A 21,329-nucleotide genomic window follows, 5' to 3' on the forward strand; every position below is an offset into this window, starting at 1 on the left:
GGTCGCGGACGGCGTCGGGCGCCATGCCGGCGACCTCGGCACCATCGGCGTCGAGCAGCGCGAGCCGGAGCCCGGCGAGCGCGGCGGCTCGCGCGAGAGCGCTCACCGGCAGGTCTCGGCGTCCGCTCTCGGCTGCTGCGATCGCCGACTTGGAGAGCTCCAGCTCGACGGCGAGCTCCCGCTGGGAGCGGTCGGCGAGACGACGGATACGCCGCAGCGTGCCGGGAAGGTCGAACCCTGTCATCGACCGAGGGTCACCCGTCGTCCGGGCCGGCAGGACGCGCCTCTGGAGTCTGTGCACAGGTGATGGGTCGGTGGATTCCCTGCCTGCCTGCCTGCCTGCCTGCCTGCCTGCCTGCCTTCCACTCCACTGCACTCCACGGATGCTCTGCCTCTGCCCACCGTGGTGGGCAGAGGCGGAGCATCGCGGTACCTGGAGCGCTCCGGGACGGCGTGCGCCGTGCCGGGCCGTCACCCGGGTGCAGTTCCGTCGCGCGGGCGGACGCGGCGGGCCCAAGCCCAGGACGGCCAGAACTGCCCGGAGAGCCCTTGCGGTGAGAAGCTCTTGCGCGAGAAGTAGCTGCTCGACCCGTAGGTGATGGTCGGCCGAGGACCGTGCCGGACGCGGGCCCTACGGAGTCCTCGCCGCTCTCAGCAGACGCCCTCAGAACTCCTTCTTCAGGCGCATCCGCAGCGGACGTCCGTCGGGGTCGACGAGCAGGCGGTAGGCGGGCGTGGCCCACAGGCGGGTCGTCCAGCGCAGCCGTTCGGGCTTGTGGGACCGCAACCTTCCCGGTGGTCGCGGTCCGCGGCGGCCGCCCTCGTGCCAGGCGTCCAGGGCTCCCGCGCGCTCCCGCAGCACCTCCACGAAGCGGCCGGGGTCGAGCAGCGCGTCGTCGTCGGCCCCCTCGGGATCGAGGTCGAGGTGCTCGCGCGCCAGGGCCAGCCGCAGGTCCCGGGCGAAGGTGCGGGCGCCGTCGCCGGTGCCGGCCGGGTCCCGCGGCCCCCGGGGGTCGCGCGTGGTGTCCAGCACCGTGCTGGAGAGCTCGCTGTCGTGGGTCCACGACCGCCGGTTGAAGTTGTCACTGCCGACGCTGGCCCAGGTGTCGTCGACGACGCAGACCTTGGCGTGCACGTAGACCGGGGTGCCGGCGTGGTTCTCCACGTCGTACACGTGCACCCGCCCCTTGCCGGCCCGCCGGCACATCTCGATCGCCTGCCACCGGCCGACGTACTGCGGTCGTTCGGCCAGGGCGCCGTCCTGGTCGGGCACACGCGGGACGACGACCACGAGCTGCAGATCGGGGTTGTCCGAGAGCGCCTCGGCGAAGAGCCGGGCGACCTCGGCCGACCACATGTACTGGTCCTCCAGGTAGATCAGCCGCCGTGCCCGCTTGATGGCCTTCGTGTAGCCGCGCGCCACCGACCGTTCGCCGTCGGGCGCGAAGGCGTAGGGCGGCCGGACCGCCGGATACGTCCGCAGGTTCTGCACGAAGTGCGGACCGCACTCCGGCGGCGGAGGCAACTGCGGTGGCAGCGGATCGGCGTGCAGCCGGGCGCGGTGCAGCTTGTCGTGGATCCAGGCGAGGGGGTGGTCCTCGTCCGGGCTGTTGGGGTCGTCCCAGCGCTCGCGGAAGACGGTGTCGAGCACGTGCACGGCGGGCCCGCGGATCTGCAGCTGCACGTCGTGCCACGGGGGCGTCCTCCCGTACGCGGCGGCCATCGGCACCGGCTGCGGGTCGCCGTGGTGGTCGGCGTCGTCGCGCCGGCCGTGGCACAGGTCGATGCCGCCGACGAACGCGACGTCCCGGGAGGGATCCTCGTCGTGCCGGAGGACGACGAGTTTCTGGTGGTGGCTGCCCATCCGCCGGATCCGCTGGTCGAGGATCACCTCGCCGCCGCCGTGCTCGATCTCGACGTCGAGCGCCCGGTTGGCCTCCTTGGACAGCGACAGCCGGTCCATGTGCGACCGCCAGACCAGGCCCCGGACGCAGACGCCGCGCTTGACCGCCTCGGTGAACAGCTCGGCGACGGTCGGGCCCCCGTCACGCAGCAGCTCGTCGGGATCCCCGCGCCAGTCGGTGAAGAACAGCTGGTCACCAGCGTTGAGCGCCCGGACCTCCTCGATCAGCCGCGCGAAGTAGGTGCTGCCGTGCAGCAACGGCTCGGCGAGGTTCCCCTCCGTCCAGCCGGGGAGCGTCGTGGCGGGGTTGCCGCGCTCCTCGGCGGTGAGCAGCCACTGCTCCGGTACGTCCACCCGATGATCACAACGCGCGGGTGGCGGGGACGCAACCACCGGCCGCCCGTCCCGCGTCGGTAGCCTGTGGACCCGTGGCCCTCGTCGTCCAGAAGTACGGCGGTTCCTCCGTCGCGTCCGCAGCGCACATGAAGCGTGTCGCCGAGCGGATCGTCAGCGCCAAGAAGAACGGCGACGACGTCGTCGTGGTCGTCTCCGCGATGGGCGACAGCACCGACGAGCTGCTCGACCTGGCCGGCCAGATCACCGACGACCCGCCGGGTCGCGAGCTCGACATGCTGCTCACCGCCGGCGAGCGCATCTCCATGGCGCTGCTGGCCATCGCCATCTCGACGCACGGCTACGAGGCCCGTTCCTTCACCGGTTCCCAGGCCGGCGTCATCACGACCTCGAGCCACGGCAAGGCGCGCATCATCGACGTCACCCCGGGCCGGCTCCGCGACGCCCTCGACGACGGCTCGATCGTGATCGTCGCCGGGTTCCAGGGCGTCAGCCAGGACACCAAGGACATCACCACGCTGGGGCGCGGCGGTTCCGACACCACCGCGGTCGCCGTGGCGGCCGCCCTGCGCGCCGACGTCTGCGAGATCTACACCGACGTGGACGGCGTCTTCACCGCCGACCCGCGGATCGTCCCCAACGCCAGGCGGCTCGACACCATCACCTACGAGGAGATGCTCGAGCTCGCCGCATCCGGGGCCAAGGTGCTCATGCTGCGCTGCGTCGAGTACGCCCGCCGCTACGGCATCCCCGTGCACGTCCGCAGCTCCTACTCACACCTTCCCGGCACGATCGTGACCGGCTCGATGGAGGACCTCCCGGTGGAACAGGCGATCATCACGGGCGTCGCGCACGACCGCTCCGAGGGCAAGATCACCGTCTACGGGGTGCCGGACCGGCCGGGCGAGGCGGCCCAGATCTTCCGCGTCCTGGCCGACGCGGAGATCAACATCGACATGATCGTGCAGAACGTGTCGGCCGAGGCCAGCAAGCTCGCCGACATCTCCTTCACGCTGCCCAAGAGCGACGGCCCGACCGCGCTGGCCGCGCTGGAGAAGGTGAAGCACACCGTCGGCTACACCGACGTGCGGTTCGACCAGCACATCGGCAAGGTCTCGCTGGTCGGCGCGGGCATGCGCTCGCATCCCGGCGTCTCCGCCAAGTTCTTCGGCGCCCTGGCCGACGCCGGCGTCAACCTCGAGCTGATCAGCACCTCGGAGATCCGCATCTCCGTGGTCTGCCGCGACACCGACGTCGACATCGCCGTCCGGGCGGTGCACGACGCGTTCGACCTCGGGACCGACCAGGCCGAGGCCGTCGTCTACGGAGGGACCGGACGATGACCACACTGAGCAACGACGGCCTGCGGGTCGGCATCGTCGGTGCGACCGGCCAGGTCGGCACCGTCATGCGCGAGATACTCGCCGAGCGGAACTTCCCGCTCAGCGAGCTGCGGTTCTTCGCCTCCGCCCGCTCCGCGGGCAGCACCCTGCCGTGGGCCGGCAGCGAGATCACCGTCGAGGACGCCGCCACCGCCGACCCCACCGGCCTGGACATCGCGATCTTCTCCGCCGGGGCCACCACCTCGAAGGTGCAGGCCCCGCGGTTCGCCGAGGCCGGCGTCACCGTCATCGACAACAGCTCGGCCTGGCGCCGCGACCCCGACGTCCCGCTGATCGTCAGCGAGGTCAACCCGCACGCCCTCCGGGAGATCCGCAAGGGCATCATCGCCAACCCGAACTGCACGACCATGGCCGCGATGCCGGTGCTCAAGCCGCTGCACGACGAGGCCCAGCTGGTCCGCATCGTCGCCAGCACCTACCAGGCGGTCTCGGGCAGCGGGGTGGCCGGTGTCGAGGAGCTGCACGGGCAGGCGAAGGCGGTCGTGGAGAAGGCCGACGCGCTGACCCACGACGGGTCCGCGGTCGCCTTCCCGGACCCGGTCAAGTACGTCGCGCCCATCGCGTTCAACGTGCTGCCGATGGCCGGGTCCGTCGTCGACGACGGCTCGTTCGAGACCGATGAGGAGCAGAAGCTCCGCAACGAGAGCCGCAAGATCCTCGGGATCCCCGACCTGCGCGTCTCGGGCACCTGCGTCCGCGTCCCGGTCTTCACCGGTCACTCGCTGTCCCTGAACGTGGAGTTCGCGCGGCCGCTCACCGTCGAGCGGGCCACGGAGCTGCTCTCGGCCGCGCCCGGCGTCGAGCTGTCCGACGTCCCGACCCCCCTGCAGGCCGCCGGCCGCGACCCCAGCTACGTCGGCCGGATCCGCCAGGACCAGAGCGTCGACGACGGCCGAGGGCTGGTGCTGTTCGTGAGCAACGACAACCTCCGCAAGGGCGCCGCCCTCAACACCGTCCAGATCGCGGAGTTGATCGCCACCTCTCGGAGTTGATCATCGGCATCTGGCTGGTCGACACACCGTCGGCGACAGCCACACGCCGATGATCAACGCGGGCTGGCGGGCGGGACGTGTCGTAGCGCGAAGTCCAGCGCGATCTCGACCTGGCGGATGGTCTCCTCGATGACCAGGGAGCCGTGGCCGGCGTCGAACCGGTACACCTCGTGCTCCTTGCCCAGCTTCTCCAGCGCGCCCAGGTAGTTCTCGATCTGCCGGATCGGGCAGCGGGGGTCGTTGGCCCCCGCGACCACCAGGACCGGCGCGGCGACGGCGTCGACGTAGGTGATCGGCGAGGAGCGCACGTACACGTCGTGCACCTCCTCCGGTGAGCCGCCGAACAGCGCCCGGTCGTAGGCGCGCAGCCCCTCCATCTCGTCCTCGTACGCGGCCAGGTAGTCGGCGACCGGCACCTCGGCGATGCCCGCCGTCCACCGCTCCGGCTGGGTGCCCAGGCCCAGGAGGGTCAGGAACCCACCCCACGAGCCGCCGGTGAGCAGAACGCGATCCCGGTCGAGGAACCCCTCGGCCAGCAGGGCGTCGTAGACGGCACCGATGTCCTCCAGCTCGGTCAGCCCGGGCCGGCCGGTGAGCGCGTCGCGCCAGGCGCTGCCGTAGCCGGTCGACCCCCGGTAGTTGACGTGCACGACGGCGTACCCGGCGTCGACGTAGGCGGCGCGCCGGGCGCGGTAGGAGTCGTCGTCGGCGGCCTCCGGGCCGCCGTGGACCAGGAACGCCGTCGCGTAGGGGGCCGGCCCCGCGGGACGCACCACCAGCGCGTGCACGTCCCCGCCCGGGCCGGGCACCCAGCGGTCCTCGACCGGGTAGGCGGCCGGCGGCTCCTCGTCGGCCACCGACAGCACCACCGGCCCGTCGGCGCGGCGGATCACCGGCGGGAGGACGGAGGAGGACCAGGCCAGCTCCACCGTGCCGTCGGGCCGGGCCGTGGCCCCGCGGACGACGCCGGGCGGGGTGTCCAGCTTCTCCAGGGAACCCGTCGCCAGGTCGTAGCGGTAGATCTCGCTGCGGGCGGCGTGGTCGTGACCCACCAGCAGCGCCGAGCCGTCCGGGTAGAAGCCGGCGGTCACGTCGCCGGGCAGGTCCAGCACGATCTCGGTCTCGGTGTCGGTGCCGACGTCCCAGATCAGCAGCTCGTCCCGGCCGCGCCGCTCGTGGCCGACCAGCAGCCTCCGGTCGGCGGGGAGCGGCCCGAACTCCAGGGCGTGCAGGCCGCGGCCCTCGCCGTCCCACTTCTCGGCGACGACCGAGTCGTCCCCGGTGCGCAGCACGCGGAGGGCGGGATAGCGCGGGTCGCCGTGCTCGGAGTGGGAGATGACCAGCAGCTCGTCGTCCCGGGTCAGCGCGTCCACCGACGCGGGGTCGGCGTGCCGGTAGATCACCCGCGGCGTGCCACCGCGCGGGGCCAGCCACAGCTCGCTGCCGTCGTCGGTGGCGCGGCCGACCGCCACGAGCGTGCGGCCCACCTCCAGGCCCGCGGGGTAGGCCGGCCCCACCTCGGGGACGGCGACGGCGTCGGGGCCGCCGGTGAACGGCTGGGTCATCCAGACGCCGAACTCGTCGCCGTCGGTGTCGGCGAACCACCAGATCGTCTCGCCGTCCGGGCTCACGGTGCCGATGAGGGTGCCGTGGGGCCGGTCGGTCACCTGCCGGTGCTCGCCGGTGTCGCGGTCCCACGCGTACTGCTCCACCACGCCGCCGAGGTCCGACGAGTAGACGTTGCGGTGCGGCGCGTCCTGCGCCCAGTCCGGCAGCGACACCCGCGGGGCGCGGAAGCGCGCCTGCCAGCGGGCGGTGACCTCCGGGGAGAGGACGGGGACGGCGGTGGGGTCGGCGCTCACCGCGTCATCTTCCCCCGGCCCCTGCTCGGGTCGCCGCCGTGTCGTCCCCGCGGCCGTTCCGAGGCCCGGGGATCGGTGGCGCTCGACCCGGTCGGATCCCCATACGTCGGATCCCCATACGACTCAGGGGCCGCCGGCGGCGGCCCCTGAGCTGGTGGTCGGGGTGACAGGATTTGAACCTGCGGCCTCGTCGTCCCGAACGACGCGCGCTACCAAGCTGCGCCACACCCCGAGGTCCTGCAGGAGTCTAGCGCGAGACGCATCCGACCCCGGCGGCGGGTCAGGCCCCCTCCCGGGCTCGTCCCGAGCGTGCGGGGACAGGGGGAGGGTGTCCTTCCTCAGGCGTCGCGGGCGGTGAGCGTGAGCAGCGTCGCCTCCGGCGGGCAGGCGAAGCGCACGGGCGCGTAGGGGCTGGTGCCCAGGCCCGCCGAGACGTGCAGCCAGGTGCCGGTGGGATGCCCGGGCGTCGGCTCGGCCCAGCGGTGCAGCCAGCGCACGCGGTCGCGGTCGATGCCGCAGTTGGTCACCAGCGCCCCGTAGAAGGGCACCCGCAGCTGACCGCCGTGCGTGTGCCCGCACAGCAGCAGGTCGTAGCCGTCGGCGGCGAAGCGGTCCAGGACGCGCGGCTCGGGCGAGTGCGCCAGACCGATCCGCACGTCGGCGGACGGGTCGGCGGTGCCGGCCACCTGGTCGTAGCGGTCCCGCTTCAGGTGCGAGTCGTCGACCCCGGCGAAGACGATCCGCCGTCCCGCCACGGTCAGCTCGCCGGTGGCGTTGGTGAGGTCCAGCCAGCCCCTGGCCCGCATCCCGTCCCGGAGCTCCCGCCACGGCAGCTCGTCGCCGTGCACCCGCTTGTGGTCGGACCAGAAGTACTTCAGCGGGTTCTTCGGCCGCGGTGCGTAGTAGTCGTTGCTGGCCAGCACGAAGGCCCCCGGGCGGTCCAGCAGCGGGTCGAGGGCCCGCAGCGTCCCCGGGACGGCGTCGAATCCGGCCAGGTTGTCGCCGGTGTCGATCACCAGGTCCGGTTCCAGGTCGGCGAGCCCGGCGACCCACTCCTGCTTGGAGCGCTGCCCGGCGGTCATGTGCAGGTCGGAGATCTGCAGCACCGTCAGCGGCGCGGAGCCCGGGGCCAGGACGGGCACGTCGAAGCGGCGGAGCGTCCACCGGGTGCGCTCGTAGAGGCCCGCGTAGGCGGTGACCGCCGCCCCGGAGGCGACGGCGGCAGCGGGGAGGGCGGTGTACCAGCGCACGGTCGCAGAGCCTACGTGCGCCGGTCGTGCGGCCCCCGTGCCAGGCTGGGACCGTGCCCGACCTGAAGAACCGCCTGCGCGACGACCTGACCGCCGCCATGAAGTCCCGGGACGAGCTGCGGACGGCGACCCTCCGCATGGTGCTCGCCGCCGTCAGCGCCGAGGAGGTGTCGGGCAAGGAGGCCCGTGAGCTCTCCGACGACGAGGTGATGGCGGTCCTGCGCCGGGAGGCGAAGAAGCGCCGCGAGGCCGCGGAGGCTTTCGCCGGGGCCGGCCGGGCCGAGCAGGCCCAGCGGGAGGAGGCCGAGGGCGGGGTGCTCGCCGCCTACCTGCCGGCCCAGCTCGAGGACGCCGACCTTGCCGCTCTCGTCGCCGACGTCATCACCCGTACCGGGGCCTCGGGCATGAAGGACATGGGCAGGGTGATGGGTGCCGTGCAGGGCGAGGTCGCCGGCCGGGCGGAGGGCGCCCGCGTGGCCGCCGAGGTGCGCCGCCAGCTCGCCTGATCCGGCCTCGTCCAGAGGCTCACCACGAGCTCGGGAGCGGTGAGGAGGACGAGGTCCTCGCCTCAGTCGTCGTCGCCGCGCCCGCGGTTGCCCTGCTGACCGTTGCCGCGGCCGTTGCCGTTCTGCTCCCCGTCAGCCGGCGGTGGGACCTGCTCCGCCTCCGTCGACGACTCCTCCTCGGTCGTGGACGAGTCGCTCGATCGGTCCTCCTCCGGCGCGCTGGGGCGACCACCGTCGAGGAGTGCCGGGTCGCCGGGCGGGAACGGCACGGCGGGCTGGTTGGTGAGGATCGGAGCCATCGCGTCGTGCCAGATGGTCGCCGGCTTGTTGCCCCCGAAGCCACCGACGTCCCTGCCGACCTTCGGGTCCAGCACCATGACGCTCGCCGCGTACTGCGGCGTGTAGCCCACGAACGCCGCCGAGTACCGACGCTGCGACGTCCCGGTCTTGCCTGCGATCTCGTGACCGGGGACCGCGGCTCGCGTACCGGTGCCCTCGGGGCTGGAGACGTCACCGATCAGGATCTGGTTGAGCGTGGTGGCCACCTCCGGCGGGATCGCCTCCGGAGTGCAGGTGCTCCCTGGCACCAGGGGGGTGCCGTCGGCCTTGGTCAGCGGCTCCCCGTTGCGGTCGAGGACCTGCGTGACGGGCCTGGGGTCGCACTGGGTGCCGCTGGCGGCCATCGTGCTGTAGGCGCTGGCCAGGTCGAGCGGACTGGTCGCCTCCGGGCCCAGCGTGAACGAGCCGAGGTTGCCGTCGATGATGGCGTCGGCCCGCCCGTCGAGGGAGCGCAGTCCCATCGCCTGGGCCATGCGCACCGGCTTCTCGACGCTGCCGAGGGCGTCCTCGAGAGCGAGGAAGTAGGTGTTGGACGACTGGACGAGCGCACTGCGCATGTCCATGGTGGCCGCGTAGTTGCCGGCGTTGCTGACGGTGTACGGGGCGCCGCGCGTGCCGCCGTTCTTCTTGTAGACCCGCGACGTGTACGGGTTGCCGGTCGTGATCGTGTGGTTGGCGGTGAAACCCTCGGCCAGCGCGGCGGCGGCGACGAAGACCTTGTACGTCGAACCCGCGCCCTGGCTCGCCACCGAGTTGAGGATGACCGACTCGCACTCCGGGTCGCTGCACCCGTACCTGCGGTTGACGCTCATGGCGAGGACGTTGCCGGTCCCGGGCTCCACGACGGTGTACATGCCCGCCAGGTCGGCGCCCATCGGCAGCGTGTTCAGCACCGCCTGGTCGCCGGCCGCCTGCATGTCCGGACGCAGCGTCGTCTGGATGGTGAGACCACCCTGGTCGATCTCCGCCTGGGTCAGCCCCAGGGTGCCGGTGAGGTGCTGCAGCGCGTAGGCGCAGAAGAAGCCACCGATGGTGGCGTCGATGCAGCCGTTGGGCGGGTCCGTCCCGGGGGCGACGGCGACGGGCTGCGCGGAGATCTCGGTGAACTCCTGCGCGGTGACGTGCCCGAGGTCGTACATCCGCTGGAGCACCTGGTTGCGGCGCACCATCGCGTTGTCGGGGTTGGTGATCGGGTCGTCGTTCGCCGGGCTCTGCACCAGGCCGGCGAGCATGGCCGCCTGGGGGAGCGTGAGGTCGGCGGCGTTGACGCTGAAGTACTTCTGAGCGGCGGCCTGGATGCCGTAGGCGCCCTGCCCGAAGTAGACGATGTTGAGGTAGCGGGTGAGGATCTCGTCCTTGGAGTAGGTCTCCTCCAGGGCCATCGCCAGGCGGGCCTCCCGCAGCTTGCGCCCGACGTTCTGCTCGGTGGCCGCCTGCCGGTCCTCCGGGGTGGTCGCCGTCTGCAGCAGGGTCTGCTTGACCAGCTGCTGGGTCAGCGTGGAGCCACCCTCCTGCACCGAGCCCGCCGCGACGTTCTTGACGAGGGCGCGCATCGTGCCCTGCACGTCCAGACCGTTGTGGTCGTAGAAGCGCGAGTCCTCGATGTCGACCAGCGCCTGCTTCATGATCGGCGAGATCTGGTCGCCGGTCACCGGGGTGCGGTTGTTCGTGTACAGGTAGGTGATCAGCGAGCCGTCCGCGGCCAGCACCTTGCTGTTGCCCGCTGGTGTCTTGTCGGTCAGCTCCACCGGCAGCGCGTCGAGCAGCGAGGCGGAGCTGCGCGCCGCGAGGCCGGTGCCGCCCACGAGGGGGAAGAGCAGTCCTGCGACGAGGGCTCCTGCGACGACGATCGTCGCGGCCAGTTTGGCGAGGATCCGGGACAGGGGCTGCGCATACTCCGACATCGGCGTCGAATGTACGTGGCCCGGGTCCCGGACCGCCGTGATCAGCCGCGGCGCGCGGGGAGCACCCGCGTGCGAGGGGTACCGGTCGGCGTGTCGGCGTCGGGCCCGGTGAGCTCCTGACCCATGACGCGCAGACCGTCGAGGTCGTGGACGTCGCCGGCGGCGGCCGGCACGGTGCGCACGGCGACCTCCGGATGGGCGCTGGTGAACCGGTCGGCCAGGTGCTGCTCGCGGGTGGCCAGCTGCATCCGCTCCGCGTGCACCCGCAGGGCGGCGGCCGCGAGCTCCGCATCGGCGGCGCCGGCCTCGAGGACCTCCTCGGCCGCGCCCTCGGCCCGCGTCGCCGACAGCGCGGTCGTCGCCGGTGGGTGGGTGCGGTTCAGGACCAACCCGGCCAGCGGCATGCCTTCCGCGGAGAGCCGGTCGACGAAGTAGGACGCCTCCCGGAGGGCGTCCGGCTCCGGTGTGGCGACGACGACGAACCACGTGCCGGGCCGCCGCAGCAGCTCGTAGGTCGCCGTCGCCCGCTCCCGGAAGCCGCCGAACATCGTGTCGAGCGCGGCGACGAAGGCGGAGATGTCGCGGAGCAGCTGACCACCGAGGATCTTGCTGACGATGCGGCTGAACAGCAGGAAGCCGGCGCTGGCGAACCGGAACCCGGCCCGGCTCGGCGCCACGAGCAGCCGGATCATGGTGCCGTCGAGGAACCGGCTCATCCGGTTGGGGGCGTCCAGGAAGTCCAGCGCCGACCGGGACGGCGGGGTGTCGACCACGATGAGGTCCCACTGCTCGCTGGCCCGCAGCTGGCCGAGCTTCTCCATCGCCATGTACTCCTGCGTCCCGGAGAAGGAGGACGACAGCGCCTGGTAGAAGGGGTTCTCGAGGATCTGCTGGGCCCGCTCGGGGGTCGAGTGCGCGGCGACGACGTCGTCGAACGTCCGCTTCATGTCGAGCATCATGGCGTGCAGCTCGCCGGGCGCCCCGGGGACGTCCACCCGCCGTGGCTCGTTGTCCAGCTCCACGAGACCCAGGGACTGGGCCAGCCGCCGGGCCGGGTCGATGGTGAGCACGACGACCGTGCGGCCGGCCTCGGCGGCGGCGAGCGCCAGCGCCGCCGACGTGGTGGTCTTGCCCACCCCGCCCGCGCCGCAGCAGACGATGATCCGGGTCCCGGGGTCGGTGATCAGGGTTTGGAGGTCCATGGCCGGCGCGACGGGGGCCGGCCGCGGCTGCCGGGGGGCGCGGTGCGGCCGTTGCGTCCGCTCCGGTTGGGGAGCGGCGCTCATGCGGTGCCCCCTGTCGCTCCCGCGGGGCGCTCCGCTCCTCGCTGATTCCTCGCTGCGATGCTCACGCCCCTGTCCGCTCCTCTACCTCGGTGCGCAGGTGCTCCTCGAGACGCCCGGCCAGCTCGAAGAGGCAGCCCAGGTCGATCGGCCCGGCCAGCAGCGGCAGCTCCACCGTCGGCCGGCCCAGGGCCTCGACCTCGTCCCGGAGGGCGTCCTGCCCGGTCCAGCGGCGGGCGTGCTCGGTGACCTCCGCGGCCAGGGCCTCGCCCAGCACGTCGCTCCCGCTCAGGTGGGCCGCAGCGAGCGCGAGGGCGAGGTCCGGCCCCGTCAGCCGGCCCTCGGCGGCGCGGGCGAGGTCGTCGACCGGCAGGATCGGCTCGGTGGCCATGTTCACGATCACCGACCCCACCGGCAGGTCGGCCTTGGTGAGGTCGGCGATCGCGTCGGCGGTCTCCTGGACCGGCATGTCCTCCAGCAGCGTGACCAGGTGCACCGCCGTCCGGGGCGAGCGCAGCACCGCCATGACGCCGTCGCTCTGCGTCTTGATCGGGCCGGAGCGGGCCAGCTGCGACATCTCGCCCGTGACGCCGAGGAAGCGGGTGATGCGCCCGGTGGGCGGGGCGTCGACCACGACCGCGTCGTAGACCGGCCGGCCGTCGTGCCGGCGGGTCACCGCCTCCTTGATCTTCCCGGTGATCAGGACGTCGCGCAGTCCCGGCGCGATCGCGGTGGCGAAGTCGATCGCGCCCATCTTCCGCAGCGCCCGCCCGGCCCGCCGGAGGTTGTAGAACATGTCGAGGTACTCGAGGAGGGCCTCCTCGACGTCGATGGCCAGCGCCTTCACCTCCCCGCCGCCGCGGGTGACCGCGACCCGCCGCTCCTCGTAGGGCAGGGGAGGGGTGTCGAAGAGCTGGGCGATGCCCTGGCGTCCCTCGGTCTCGACCAGCAGGACGTGCCGGCCGTCGGCGGCCAGGGCGAGGGCCAGGGCGCCGGCGACCGTGGTCTTGCCGGTCCCGCCCTTGCCGGTGACGACGTGCAGGCGCACGGGAGACGGGTCGGGGCTCACCCGCACCAGCGTAGGTGAAGGACCGCCCCTCCCCCCGGGCCTCGCAGGCTCGGCCAGGGTCCCTGAAGGGCGGCCGCTCCAGCACGTCACCAGAGGCGCTAGCGTCCTGGCCATGACCGAACCGGCCCGCCGCAAGTGGGAGTACGCCACCATCCCGCTGCTGATCCACAACACCAAGGCGATCCTCGACTCCTGGGGCGTCGACGGGTGGGAGCTGGTGACCGTGCTGCCGGGTCCCGGCGGCTCCGACCAGCTGGTCGCGTACCTCAAGCGCCCGGCATGACCACCCCGTCCGCTCCCGCCACGTCGTGGCACGCGCGGCTGGCCGACCTCGGCATCCGGCTCCCGGCCGTCGCCGCGCCGGTCGCCGCCTACGTCCCCGCGGTCCGCGCCGGTTCCCTGGTCTTCACCTCGGGCCAGCTGCCGTTCGTCGACGGCGGGCTGCGCCGCACCGGCAAGGTCGGCGGCTCCGTCGACATCGAGGACGCCGCGGCCGACGCGAAGGTCTGCGCCCTCAACGCGCTGGCCGCGATCGACGAGCTGGTGGGGCTGGACTCGGTGGCCCGGGTCGTCCGGGTCGTCGGGTACGTCGCCAGCGCCGAGGGGTTCAGCGGCCAGCCGCGCGTGGTCAACGGCGCGAGCGAGCTGCTGGGCAAGATCTTCGGCGAGTCGGGGCAGCACGCCCGCAGCGCCGTGGGCGTCGCCGAGCTGCCGCTGGGCGCCCCCGTCGAGGTCGAGCTGACCGTCGAACTGCGGTGACGACGCCCGCCGAGCCGCGGCAGGCAGCCACGGTGCTGCTGCTGCGGGACGGGCGGCAGGGGCTCGAGGTCTACCTGCTGCGGCGGACCAAGGGCATGCCGTTCGCGGGCGGCATGACCGCCTACCCCGGGGGCGGTGTCGATCCCCGCGACGGTGACACCGACATCGCGTGGGCCGGGCCGGCACCCGAGCGCTGGGCGGAGGCTTTCGGCTGCGACGAGCGCACCGCCCGGGAGCTGGTCTGCGCCGCGGTGCGCGAGACGTTCGAGGAGGCCGGCGTCCTGCTCGCGGGTACCGACGACGGCTCCGGCGCGGCCGGGGTCGTGCCCGACGTCTCCGGCGACGACTGGGAGGAGCAGCGGCAGGCGCTGCTCTCCCGGGAGCTGTCGCTGGCCGAGCTGCTGGCCGGCCGCGGTCTGGCGCTGCGGTCGGACCTGCTGCGGCCCTTCGCGCACTGGATCACTCCGCCGGTGGAGCCGCGGCGCTACGACACCAAGTTCTTCGTCGCCGCCCTGCCGGTGGGCCAGGAGGCGCGGCACGTCTCCGGTGAGGCCGACGAGGCGGCGTGGCTGACGCCCGCGGCGGCGCTGGCGGAGCTCGCCACCGGCGCGCGGCCGATGTTGCCGCCCACCAGCCACACCCTCGGCCAGCTGGCGGCCTTCCCCGACGTGGCCGCGGCCCTGGCCGGGTCGCCGCCCGAGCCGCTGCATGCGATCAGCCCGACGTTCGAGCAGACGCCCGACGGCCGGTGGGCGGTGCTCCCCGACGGCACCCGCATCCGCCTGGTCGTGCCATTACCTTCGTGACGCTCCGCGTCACACCGCCATGACACTGCGACCCTCCGGGCGGCACCGCGGCCAGTGGCCGTCCCCGACCGCCGTCGAGCCGTTGCGTCGCGCCGTCGCAGGACCCCTCCGGGGCCCACTCGGCGCGACCATCGTGGCGGCGCCGGTCGTGCACCAGAGGCCCAGAACCTGTTCGGTCCTGGGCCTCGCCGGTGCAGAGCTGTGTGGTTCTCAGCGCGCGCGGCGGCGCAGGCGCTCCTCGTCGAGGACGACGACCGACTTGCCCTGCAGCTGGATCCAGCCGCGGTGCACGAAGTCGGCCAGGGCCTTGTTGACCGTCTCGCGGGAGGCGCCCACCAGCTGGGCCAGTTCCTCCTGGGTGAGGTCGTGCTTCACCCGCAGGCCGTCGCTCTCGCGGCTGCCGAACCGGTCGGCCATCTGCAGCAGCGCCTTGGCCACCCGGCCGGGCACGTCGGTGAAGATGAGGTCGGCCACCGAGTCGTTGGTGCGGCGCAGGCGGCGGGCGAGCACCCGCAGCAGCTGCTCCCCGATCTCGGGGTGCGCCTCGATCCACGGGCGCAGCACCGACTGCGGCATGCGGGCCAGCTTGACGTCGGTCACGGCGGTGGCCGTCGCGGTGCGCGGCCCCGGGTCGAACACCGACAGCTCGCCGAACTGGTCCGACGGTCCCATGACGGCCAGCACGTTCTCCCGGCCGTCGGGCGACCGGCGCGACAGCTTGATCTTGCCGGTGACGACGATGTACAGGCTGTCACCGGGCTCGCCCTCGTTGAAGACCACCCGCCCGCGCGGCAGCGTGATCATCTCCAAGCGACTGGCGACCGGGTCCACCGCGTCTTCCGAGAGCCCCTGGAAGAGCCCGGACTGGGCCAGTACCTCGTCCACTGCACGTCCTCTCGCGAAACCGTTCGTGCGGACGCAGAGGCGTCCGTGTCCGCAGGGAGTCTAGGCGGCTGTGCCTTCGGTCACCCGATCGGTGGGTGAGCGCGTCCCTCCTCCGAGCGAGCCGGTCGCCTCCCGGGCCCGAGCTCGCGAGGGTGGGAGGAGGCGGACCTGCCGCGAATGGTGGAGAGGCCTCTTCAGACCAGCGGGGGACTGGCCGTCTCGCCGCGGTTCTGGCGGCGGCGGCGCCAGAAGAACAGGGCGCGGCGGATGCCCGAGGTGGCGAGGGCGTCGACCTCCGCGGGGCTCGCCGTGCTGAGGAACTCGGACACCTCGCGCGGCCCGGCCGGGCGGCGCAGCGGCTCCTCGACGCGTTCCATGACGAGCAGGAAGGCGATCAGCAGGGGCGGGAACAGGATGACGCTCAGTGCGTACACGCCTGCCTCCTCGTCCCGTCCTGTGCCCTCCGCGCGCCGGCGGCGACGGTGCCTCCAGGATGGCACGGCCGGAAGCCGTCGCCGTGGCCGCCTACCCTCGACCGCGTGTCGATGCCCGCTCCGGAGCCGGCCTACGCCCGCCCCGCCCCGGTCCGCCGCCCCACCCTGGCGGCGCGGACCGGCGCCTCCCCGTACGACCCCGCCGAGACGCCGCTCGCGCGCACTCGCCGGGCCCGGCGGATGGCACGGGAACTCGCGGTGATCCACCCCGACGCGCACTGCGAGCTCGACTTCACCAACGCCTTCGAGCTGCTGGTCGCCACGGTCCTGTCGGCGCAGACCACGGACAAGATGGTGAACAAGGTGACGCCGACGCTGTTCGCCCGGTACCCCGACGCGGTGGCACTGGCCGGGGCCGACCGGGAGGAGCTGGAGGCGATCCTCAAGCCGACCGGCTTCTTCCGGGCGAAGGCGAACGCGGTGCTGGGGCTCAGCCAGGCCCTGGTCGAGCGGTACGACGGCGAGGTGCCCGGTCGGATGGCGGACCTGGTCACCCTGCCGGGCGTCGGCCGCAAGACCGCCAACGTCGTCCTGGGGAACGCCTTCGGCGTGCCCGGCCTGACCGTGGACACGCACTTCGGCCGCCTGGTCCGCCGGTTCGGCTGGACGGCGGAGGAGGACCCGGTGAAGGTCGAGAGCGAGATCGCCGAGCTGATCCCGAAGAAGGAGTGGACCGACTTCAGCCACCGCGTGATCTTCCACGGCCGCCGCGTCTGCCACGCCAAGAAGGCGGCCTGCGGGGCGTGCGGCCTGGCCAGGTGGTGCCCCTCGTTCGGGATCGGCCCGGTCGACCCCGAGGTCGCCGTGAAGCTGGTCAAGTCACCGGCCGCCTCGGACACCGAGTGATGCGCCCGCGAACCGTGCTCGCCGCGGCCGCGGTCGTCCTGCTGAGCGCGTGCACGGCCGAGCGGGCGAACCCGGACGGACCGGTCCAGGTGGAGAGCCTGCTCGCCCCGTGCCCCGACCAGCCGGGTGACACGGCGCAGGGCGCCGCCCGGCTCCCCGCGCTCTCCTTCGACTGCCCCGGCGGCGGGGAGCTCGACCTCGCCCGGGCCCCCGGCGTGCCGACGATCGTGAACCTGTGGGGCAGCTGGTGCGCTCCCTGCCGCGAGGAGCTCCCCCTGTTCCAGGAGCTGGTGGACCTGGCCGGCGACCGGGTCCGAGTGGTCGGGGTCATCAGCAAGGACGGCGCTCCGCAGGCGGAGTCCTTCGCCGCCGAGGCCGGGGTCGTGTTTCCCAGCGCGTTCGACGGGGAGGGGGAGCTCATGGCCGCGCTCGGCATCAACGTGCTCCCCCACACCTACTTCCTCGACCCGGCCGGTGCCCTGGTGCACACCCAGGTCGGGCCGGTGACGTCCGTCGACGAGCTGCGCGGGCTGGTCGCCCAGCATCTCGGCGTCCAGCTGTGAGCGTCGGCCCGGGCGCCGCCGGCCCGGCGGGGGACACCGGCACCGACGGCCTGCCCGAGTACCTGCTGCGGCTGCTCGACGCCGCCGCCGACCTGCCGCTGCGCCACCGGATGCCGAAGGCGACGGCCACGGCACGACGCTCCGCGGTCCTCATCCTCTTCGGTGAGGGGCCGGCCGGACCGGACGTGCTCCTGATCGAGAAGTCGGCCCACCTGCGCAGCCACGCCGGTCAGCCCGCCTTCCCGGGCGGGCAGGCCGACCCGGACGACGACTACCCGATCGGGACGGCGCTGCGCGAGGCGCAGGAGGAGGCCGGCGTCGACCCGGCCGGGGTGCGGGTGCTGGCCACCCTGCAGGAGCTGTTCCTGGGCCCCTCGGACAACCTCGTCGTCCCGGTGGTCGGCTGGTGGGACGACCCGCGGGACGTCAGCGTCGGGGATCCGCGGGAGGTCGCCCGGGTCGCGCGGGTACCGCTGGCCGACCTCGCCGACCCGGCCAACCGCTTCCGGGTCAGCCACCCCTCGGGCTACATCGGCCCGGCCTTCGCGGTCGCCGACATGGTGGTGTGGGGCTTCACCGCCGGGTTGCTGGAGGCCATCCTCGAGGCCGCCGGTCTCGCCCAGCCGTGGGACGAGCGCGACGTGCGTCCGCTGCCGGCCTCGGCGGTGCGGCCCTACCGGCTGCCGGGGTCCTCCGACGACGACCCCGACGGGGACGCCGCCGCGCCGACGGTCGCCGATCCCCCGCCCGACGGCCCTCCGACGCGTACGGTTCCGCCCCGATGAGCAGAAGGAGAAGGACGCCGTCCTCCTCACCACTCGCAGGCTCAGGGCGAGCCTCTGGACGGCGCCATCGGGGAGAGGCCACTGTGGTCGCGGCCGCGCTGATCCTGCTGGCCGGCTGCGGCGGGGGCGACGCGCCGGAGCCCGGCGCCACCCCGACCGCGCCGGGTGTGGGCGACGTGACGACGGCGCCCGACGGGGCTCAGGAGATCACGGTGCAGACCCAGGACGACTACGTGTTCGTCCCGGACACCTTCACCGTCGGCCCGGGGACGGTCCGCCTGACGGTGGTGAACGTGGCCGAGGAGATGACGCACAACCTGGAGTTCACCGACGCCGGCCCCGAGGACGTCTCCGAGGGCGTCTCCCTGCTCGCGCCCGGTGAGGAGAAGACGATCGAGTTCGTCGTGACCCAGCCCGGCGACCACCTCTTCGAGTGCACCTTCCACGTACAGCTGGGTCAGGTCGGCACGATGACGGTGCGGGGCTGAGCCGGTGTCCGTCGTCGACGTGGTGCTGATCGCGCTCGCCCTGGTCTTCGCGCTCTCGGGCTTCCGTCAGGGCCTCCTGGTCTCCTCGACCTCCATCCTCGGCTTCCTCGGCGGCGCCGTCCTGGGGGCGCAGCTGTCCGGGCCGGTGGCCGACCGGATCGACGGGTCCAGCGTCACCCGCGTGTTCGCCGCCCTGGTGGTCGTGCTGGCCGCGGCCCTGCTCGGCCAGATCCTGGCCGGCGCGGTCGGCCGGGCGGTCCGCGGGCGGGTCACGTGGGAACCGGCCAAGATGGTCGATTCCGCCGCCGGGGCGGTGGTCTCCGCCGTCGCCGTGCTGCTCGTCGCCTGGATGGTGGCCTCCCCGCTGGCCACGTCACCGTTTCCGCAGGTGGCCAGCCAGGTCCGGCAGTCGGCGCTCGTGCAGGCCGTCGACCAGGCGGTGCCCGACGAGGTCCGCAACGTCTACGACAACCTCCGCGACGCCATCGACCGTCGGGGGCTGCCCGACGTCCTCGACCCGCTCACGCCGACCCAGGTGCGCGAGGTGCCGGCGCCGGACCCGGCGCTGCTCGACAGCCCCGTGGTGGCGTCGGTCCAGGGCTCGGTGGTGAAGATCAGCGGCGTCGCCCCGTCCTGCTCCCGGCAGATCGACGGCTCCGGCTTCGTCTACGCGCCGGAGCGGGTCATGACCAACGCGCACGTGCTGGCGGGCGTCTCCGACCCCGTCGTCCTGGCCGAGGGGGAGGAGTACGACGCCACCCCGGTGTACGTGGACGAGGACATCGACGTCGCGGTGCTCGCCGTCCCGGGGATGGACACGCTGCCGCTGGCGTTCACGGCCGACCCCGCCGAGGCGGGCGACGACGCGATCATCATGGGCTATCCCGGCGGTGGGCCCTTCTACGTGGGTGCGGCGCGGGTGCGCGACCGCGGCGAGATCAGCGGCCCGGACTTCCGGAACACCAAGACCGTCGTCCGTGACGTCTACGCGCTCTTCGGAACGGTGCGGTCGGGCAACTCGGGTGGTCCGCTGTTCGCCACCGACGGCAGCGTCCTCGGCGTGGTCTTCGCCTCGGCGATCGACGACCCCGACACCGGCTACGCCCTCACCGGCCCGCAGGTCGCGCAGGCGGCGACCGTGGGGAGCACCGCCACCGCCCCGGCGGAGACCGGTCCCTGCGAGTAGGTGGACCTGCCTGCCCCCCAACGCTCGCACGCCCGCGTCGGAACCCTGCAGGCAGGCCGCCGTCCTCCGCCTGCGAGGACGGGGTCCTTCTAGGGGTCCTTGCTCCACTCGGCGATCGCGCGGGTGACCTCGTCGGGCGCTTCCTCCTGCGGGAAGTGGCCGACGCCCGGCAGCTCCCGCCACTCGTAGGCTCCGGCGACGTAGCGGCCCGAGCCGCGCGCGGTGTCGACCAGCACGCAGCGGTCCAGGGTGCCGTGCAGCTGGAGCGTGGGAGCGCTGATCGGGGCGGCCATCCGGCGCGCGTAGCGGAGCCCGTCGGGGCGCAGCTGCGACCGCGCCGCCCAGCGGTGGTACTCCATGGCGCCGTACGCGGCCTGCGGGATCCGGCTCGCCGAGCGGTAGCGGTCGACCGCTTCGGCGAAGTCGGGAGTGCGCGACCAGGCCGGCCCCGACCACCGCTGCATCAGGTCGGCGACGGGGTCGTCGTCGGCGCGGGTGAGCCGCCGCTCGGGCAGCCGGGGGAGCTGGAAGCCCAGGGCGTACCGCGACGCCCGCCGCTGCGCGGGATCGGCCATGCCCGCCCGCAGCCGGCGGGGGTGCGCCATCGAGAGCACGACCAGGCGGCGCACGCTGCGCGGGTGCAGGGCCGCCGTGGTCCAGGCCAGCAGCCCGCCCCAGTCGTGCCCCACCACCACCGCGTCCTGCTCGCCCAGGGCCCGGACGAGGGCGGCGACGTCGGCCGACAGCGTCGGCAGGTCGTACCCCCGGGGCGGCTTGTCGCTGGCTCCGTAGCCCCGGAGGTCGGGGGCGACCACGTGGAAGCCGGCTGCCGCCAGGCCGACCAGCTGCGACCGCCACGTCCACCAGAACTGGGGGAAGCCGTGCAGCAGCAGGACCAGGGGGCCCTCGCCCGCCTCGGCGGCGTGCAGCCGCACCCCGTTCGCCGAGATGTCGCGGTGGGTCCACGGTCCGGGCAGCAGGACGCTGGTCGCGTCCGGCGGGCCGTCCGGGGGGACGGTCACGGAACGGGTGTCACGGGGTCAGGAACCCGGGGCGTCGGGACGGGCGACGGTCAGAGCGTGTACGAGGCGGTACCCGCGCGCTTCACCTGGCCGTTGCTGACCTCCGGAACGGCGCGGCGACGCTCACCGGGCGCCTCACGGTGCAGCACCTGCGGCAGGTCGGAGAGGGTCTCCAGGGTCCGCTCCGGCTTCTCGATCTTCTTGAGCATCCGCCGGCCGATCAGCGCCGCGACCCCGGCCAGGACGAGCAGGAGGACGGTCACGATGCCGTAGGACACCCAGCGGGGCAGCCCGAGGGCGGTGAGCGCCTCGGCGATGGTGACGAACAGGTAGATCCCGGCGAAGGCCGCCAGCACCCCCGCGGCCCCGAACAGCCCGACGCTGATGCCCGCCTTCTTCGCCGACCTGCCGATCTCGGCCTTGGCCAGCTCGATCTCGGCGCGGACCAGGGTCGAGACGTCGGCCATGGCGCTCTGGACGAGCGTTCCGACGGACGGCTCGTCGGCTGCCGCCGTCGCGTCGAGGTGGGCCGGTGACACGCTGTGGGCCACAGGGGCTCCTCCTTCGGATGGCTGTGCCGATCGATACGGCTGGTCAGGGGAATGGTGCCGCACGACGGCCGACCGCGCG

The 21,329-nt window shown here is 73.4% G+C and carries 22 protein-coding genes and 1 tRNA gene; 11 read left to right on the forward strand and 12 right to left on the reverse strand.

All coding sequences use genetic code 11. The features are described from left to right. On the reverse strand, nt 1-244 hold a 244-nt coding region (locus tag ACFSHS_RS08465), incomplete at its 3' end, for a helix-turn-helix domain-containing protein (RefSeq protein WP_376874055.1). Between the two features lie 420 nt (nt 245-664). Next, entirely contained in the window at nt 665-2,257 is a 1,593-nt protein-coding gene (locus tag ACFSHS_RS08470; protein WP_376874057.1) for a phospholipase D family protein, read from the reverse strand. A gap of 74 nt (nt 2,258-2,331) precedes the next feature. On the opposite strand from ACFSHS_RS08470, the gene ACFSHS_RS08475 reads away from it, so the two are divergent. After that, nucleotides 2,332-3,600, forward strand: a complete 1,269-nt coding sequence (locus ACFSHS_RS08475; protein ID WP_376874059.1) for an aspartate kinase — start codon at nt 2,332-2,334, stop codon at nt 3,598-3,600. Further along, the gene (locus ACFSHS_RS08480; protein WP_376874061.1) at nt 3,597-4,652 is read left to right on the forward strand and encodes an aspartate-semialdehyde dehydrogenase; all 1,056 of its coding nucleotides are present in this window, start codon (nt 3,597-3,599) and stop codon (nt 4,650-4,652) included. Before ACFSHS_RS08475 ends, ACFSHS_RS08480 begins: the two co-directional genes overlap by 4 nt. A 53-nt stretch (nt 4,653-4,705) precedes the next feature. Here ACFSHS_RS08480 and ACFSHS_RS08485 read toward each other — a convergent pair whose 3' ends face one another. The 3 genes from ACFSHS_RS08485 to ACFSHS_RS08495 all read right to left on the reverse strand — a co-directional run bounded on the left by ACFSHS_RS08485 (nt 4,706) and on the right by ACFSHS_RS08495 (nt 7,764). Next, entirely contained in the window at nt 4,706-6,514 is a 1,809-nt protein-coding gene (locus tag ACFSHS_RS08485; protein ID WP_376874063.1) for a S9 family peptidase, read from the reverse strand. A gap of 155 nt (nt 6,515-6,669) precedes the next feature. Further along, nucleotides 6,670-6,746: transfer RNA gene (locus tag ACFSHS_RS08490), tRNA-Pro, on the reverse strand. Nucleotides 6,747-6,852: 106 nt separating this feature from the next. Next, complete coding sequence (locus ACFSHS_RS08495) at nt 6,853-7,764, reverse strand: metallophosphoesterase (RefSeq protein ID WP_376874065.1); 912 nt, start codon at nt 7,762-7,764, stop codon at nt 6,853-6,855. 53 nt (nt 7,765-7,817) lie between these two features. On the opposite strand from ACFSHS_RS08495, the gene ACFSHS_RS08500 reads away from it, so the two are divergent. Beyond that, complete coding sequence (locus ACFSHS_RS08500) at nt 7,818-8,270, forward strand: GatB/YqeY domain-containing protein (protein WP_376874067.1); 453 nt, start codon at nt 7,818-7,820, stop codon at nt 8,268-8,270. A gap of 62 nt (nt 8,271-8,332) precedes the next feature. Here ACFSHS_RS08500 and ACFSHS_RS08505 read toward each other — a convergent pair whose 3' ends face one another. The 3 genes from ACFSHS_RS08505 to bagA all read right to left on the reverse strand — a co-directional run bounded on the left by ACFSHS_RS08505 (nt 8,333) and on the right by bagA (nt 12,865). Further along, nucleotides 8,333-10,513, reverse strand: coding sequence for a transglycosylase domain-containing protein (locus ACFSHS_RS08505; protein ID WP_376874069.1), 2,181 nt, complete (start codon nt 10,511-10,513; stop codon nt 8,333-8,335). A 41-nt stretch (nt 10,514-10,554) separates the two neighbouring features. Then, on the reverse strand, nt 10,555-11,799 hold the full coding sequence (gene bagB / locus ACFSHS_RS08510; protein ID WP_376874071.1) for an ATPase BagB: 1,245 nt from the start codon (nt 11,797-11,799) through the stop codon (nt 10,555-10,557). 61 nt (nt 11,800-11,860) lie between these two features. After that, nucleotides 11,861-12,865, reverse strand: coding sequence for an ATPase BagA (gene bagA, locus ACFSHS_RS08515; RefSeq protein WP_376874073.1), 1,005 nt, complete (start codon nt 12,863-12,865; stop codon nt 11,861-11,863). A 112-nt stretch (nt 12,866-12,977) separates the two neighbouring features. On the opposite strand from bagA, the gene ACFSHS_RS08520 reads away from it, so the two are divergent. Genes ACFSHS_RS08520 through ACFSHS_RS08530 form a run of 3 tightly spaced genes read left to right on the forward strand, consistent with a single transcriptional unit; the run spans nt 12,978 to nt 14,430 of the window. Then, nucleotides 12,978-13,148, forward strand: a complete 171-nt coding sequence (locus ACFSHS_RS08520; protein WP_376874075.1) for a DUF4177 domain-containing protein — start codon at nt 12,978-12,980, stop codon at nt 13,146-13,148. Beyond that, complete coding sequence (locus ACFSHS_RS08525; RefSeq protein ID WP_376874077.1) at nt 13,145-13,624, forward strand: RidA family protein; 480 nt, start codon at nt 13,145-13,147, stop codon at nt 13,622-13,624. Before ACFSHS_RS08520 ends, ACFSHS_RS08525 begins: the two co-directional genes overlap by 4 nt. Then, nucleotides 13,621-14,430 carry an NUDIX hydrolase gene (locus ACFSHS_RS08530; RefSeq protein ID WP_376874079.1) on the forward strand — a complete coding sequence of 270 codons (810 nt, stop codon included), beginning with the start codon at nt 13,621-13,623 and terminating at the stop codon, nt 14,428-14,430. Before ACFSHS_RS08525 ends, ACFSHS_RS08530 begins: the two co-directional genes overlap by 4 nt. A gap of 210 nt (nt 14,431-14,640) precedes the next feature. On the opposite strand, the gene ACFSHS_RS08535 is transcribed toward ACFSHS_RS08530, so the two are convergent. Both ACFSHS_RS08535 and ACFSHS_RS08540 read right to left on the reverse strand, forming a co-directional pair. After that, nucleotides 14,641-15,315 carry a Crp/Fnr family transcriptional regulator gene (locus tag ACFSHS_RS08535; RefSeq protein WP_376874081.1) on the reverse strand — a complete coding sequence of 225 codons (675 nt, stop codon included), beginning with the start codon at nt 15,313-15,315 and terminating at the stop codon, nt 14,641-14,643. A gap of 194 nt (nt 15,316-15,509) precedes the next feature. After that, nucleotides 15,510-15,749: a hypothetical protein gene (locus tag ACFSHS_RS08540; RefSeq protein ID WP_376874083.1), complete on the reverse strand. Its 240-nt coding sequence runs from the start codon at nt 15,747-15,749 to the stop codon at nt 15,510-15,512. Between the two features lie 111 nt (nt 15,750-15,860). Between ACFSHS_RS08540 and nth the strand changes: the two genes are divergently transcribed. The 5 genes from nth (at nt 15,861) to ACFSHS_RS08565 (ending at nt 19,677) form a co-directional block, all read left to right on the forward strand. Continuing rightward, nucleotides 15,861-16,655: an endonuclease III gene (nth, locus tag ACFSHS_RS08545; RefSeq protein WP_376875160.1), complete on the forward strand. Its 795-nt coding sequence runs from the start codon at nt 15,861-15,863 to the stop codon at nt 16,653-16,655. Then, nucleotides 16,655-17,218, forward strand: a complete 564-nt coding sequence (locus tag ACFSHS_RS08550; RefSeq protein WP_376874085.1) for a TlpA family protein disulfide reductase — start codon at nt 16,655-16,657, stop codon at nt 17,216-17,218. Before nth ends, ACFSHS_RS08550 begins: the two co-directional genes overlap by 1 nt. Next, a complete protein-coding gene (locus tag ACFSHS_RS08555; protein ID WP_376874087.1) occupies nt 17,215-18,003 on the forward strand; it encodes an NUDIX hydrolase in 789 nt (262 codons plus the stop codon). The genes ACFSHS_RS08550 and ACFSHS_RS08555 overlap by 4 nt, the downstream gene beginning before the upstream one ends. Nucleotides 18,004-18,086: 83 nt before the next feature. Further along, entirely contained in the window at nt 18,087-18,491 is a 405-nt protein-coding gene (locus tag ACFSHS_RS08560; protein WP_376874089.1) for a plastocyanin/azurin family copper-binding protein, read from the forward strand. A 4-nt stretch (nt 18,492-18,495) separates the two neighbouring features. Then, on the forward strand, nt 18,496-19,677 hold the full coding sequence (locus ACFSHS_RS08565) for a MarP family serine protease (protein WP_376874091.1): 1,182 nt from the start codon (nt 18,496-18,498) through the stop codon (nt 19,675-19,677). Nucleotides 19,678-19,766: 89 nt separating this feature from the next. Here ACFSHS_RS08565 and ACFSHS_RS08570 read toward each other — a convergent pair whose 3' ends face one another. Next, complete coding sequence (locus ACFSHS_RS08570) at nt 19,767-20,699, reverse strand: alpha/beta fold hydrolase (RefSeq protein ID WP_376874093.1); 933 nt, start codon at nt 20,697-20,699, stop codon at nt 19,767-19,769. A 50-nt stretch (nt 20,700-20,749) separates the two neighbouring features. Continuing rightward, a complete protein-coding gene (locus tag ACFSHS_RS08575; protein WP_376874095.1) occupies nt 20,750-21,250 on the reverse strand; it encodes a phage holin family protein in 501 nt (166 codons plus the stop codon). Nucleotides 21,251-21,329 lie beyond the last annotated feature (79 nt).

This window comes from Blastococcus deserti (assembly GCF_042682525.1).
Classification (GTDB): domain Bacteria; phylum Actinomycetota; class Actinomycetes; order Mycobacteriales; family Geodermatophilaceae; genus Blastococcus_B; species Blastococcus_B deserti.

Bases quoted from the DNA above. Each gene is read 5' to 3' on its own strand.
- ACFSHS_RS08550 (WP_376874085.1), top strand. From the start codon at position 16,655: ATGCGCCCGCGAACCGTGCTCGCCGCGGCCGCGGTCGTCCTGCTGAGC.
- ACFSHS_RS08520 (WP_376874075.1), top strand. From the start codon at position 12,978: ATGACCGAACCGGCCCGCCGCAAGTGGGAGTACGCCACCATCCCGCTG.
- nth (WP_376875160.1), top strand. From the start codon at position 15,861: ATGCCCGCTCCGGAGCCGGCCTACGCCCGCCCCGCCCCGGTCCGCCGC.
- ACFSHS_RS08480 (WP_376874061.1), top strand. From the start codon at position 3,597: ATGACCACACTGAGCAACGACGGCCTGCGGGTCGGCATCGTCGGTGCG.
- ACFSHS_RS08505 (WP_376874069.1), bottom strand. From the start codon at position 10,513: ATGTCGGAGTATGCGCAGCCCCTGTCCCGGATCCTCGCCAAACTGGCC.
- bagB (WP_376874071.1), bottom strand. From the start codon at position 11,799: ATGAGCGCCGCTCCCCAACCGGAGCGGACGCAACGGCCGCACCGCGCC.
- ACFSHS_RS08525 (WP_376874077.1), top strand. From the start codon at position 13,145: ATGACCACCCCGTCCGCTCCCGCCACGTCGTGGCACGCGCGGCTGGCC.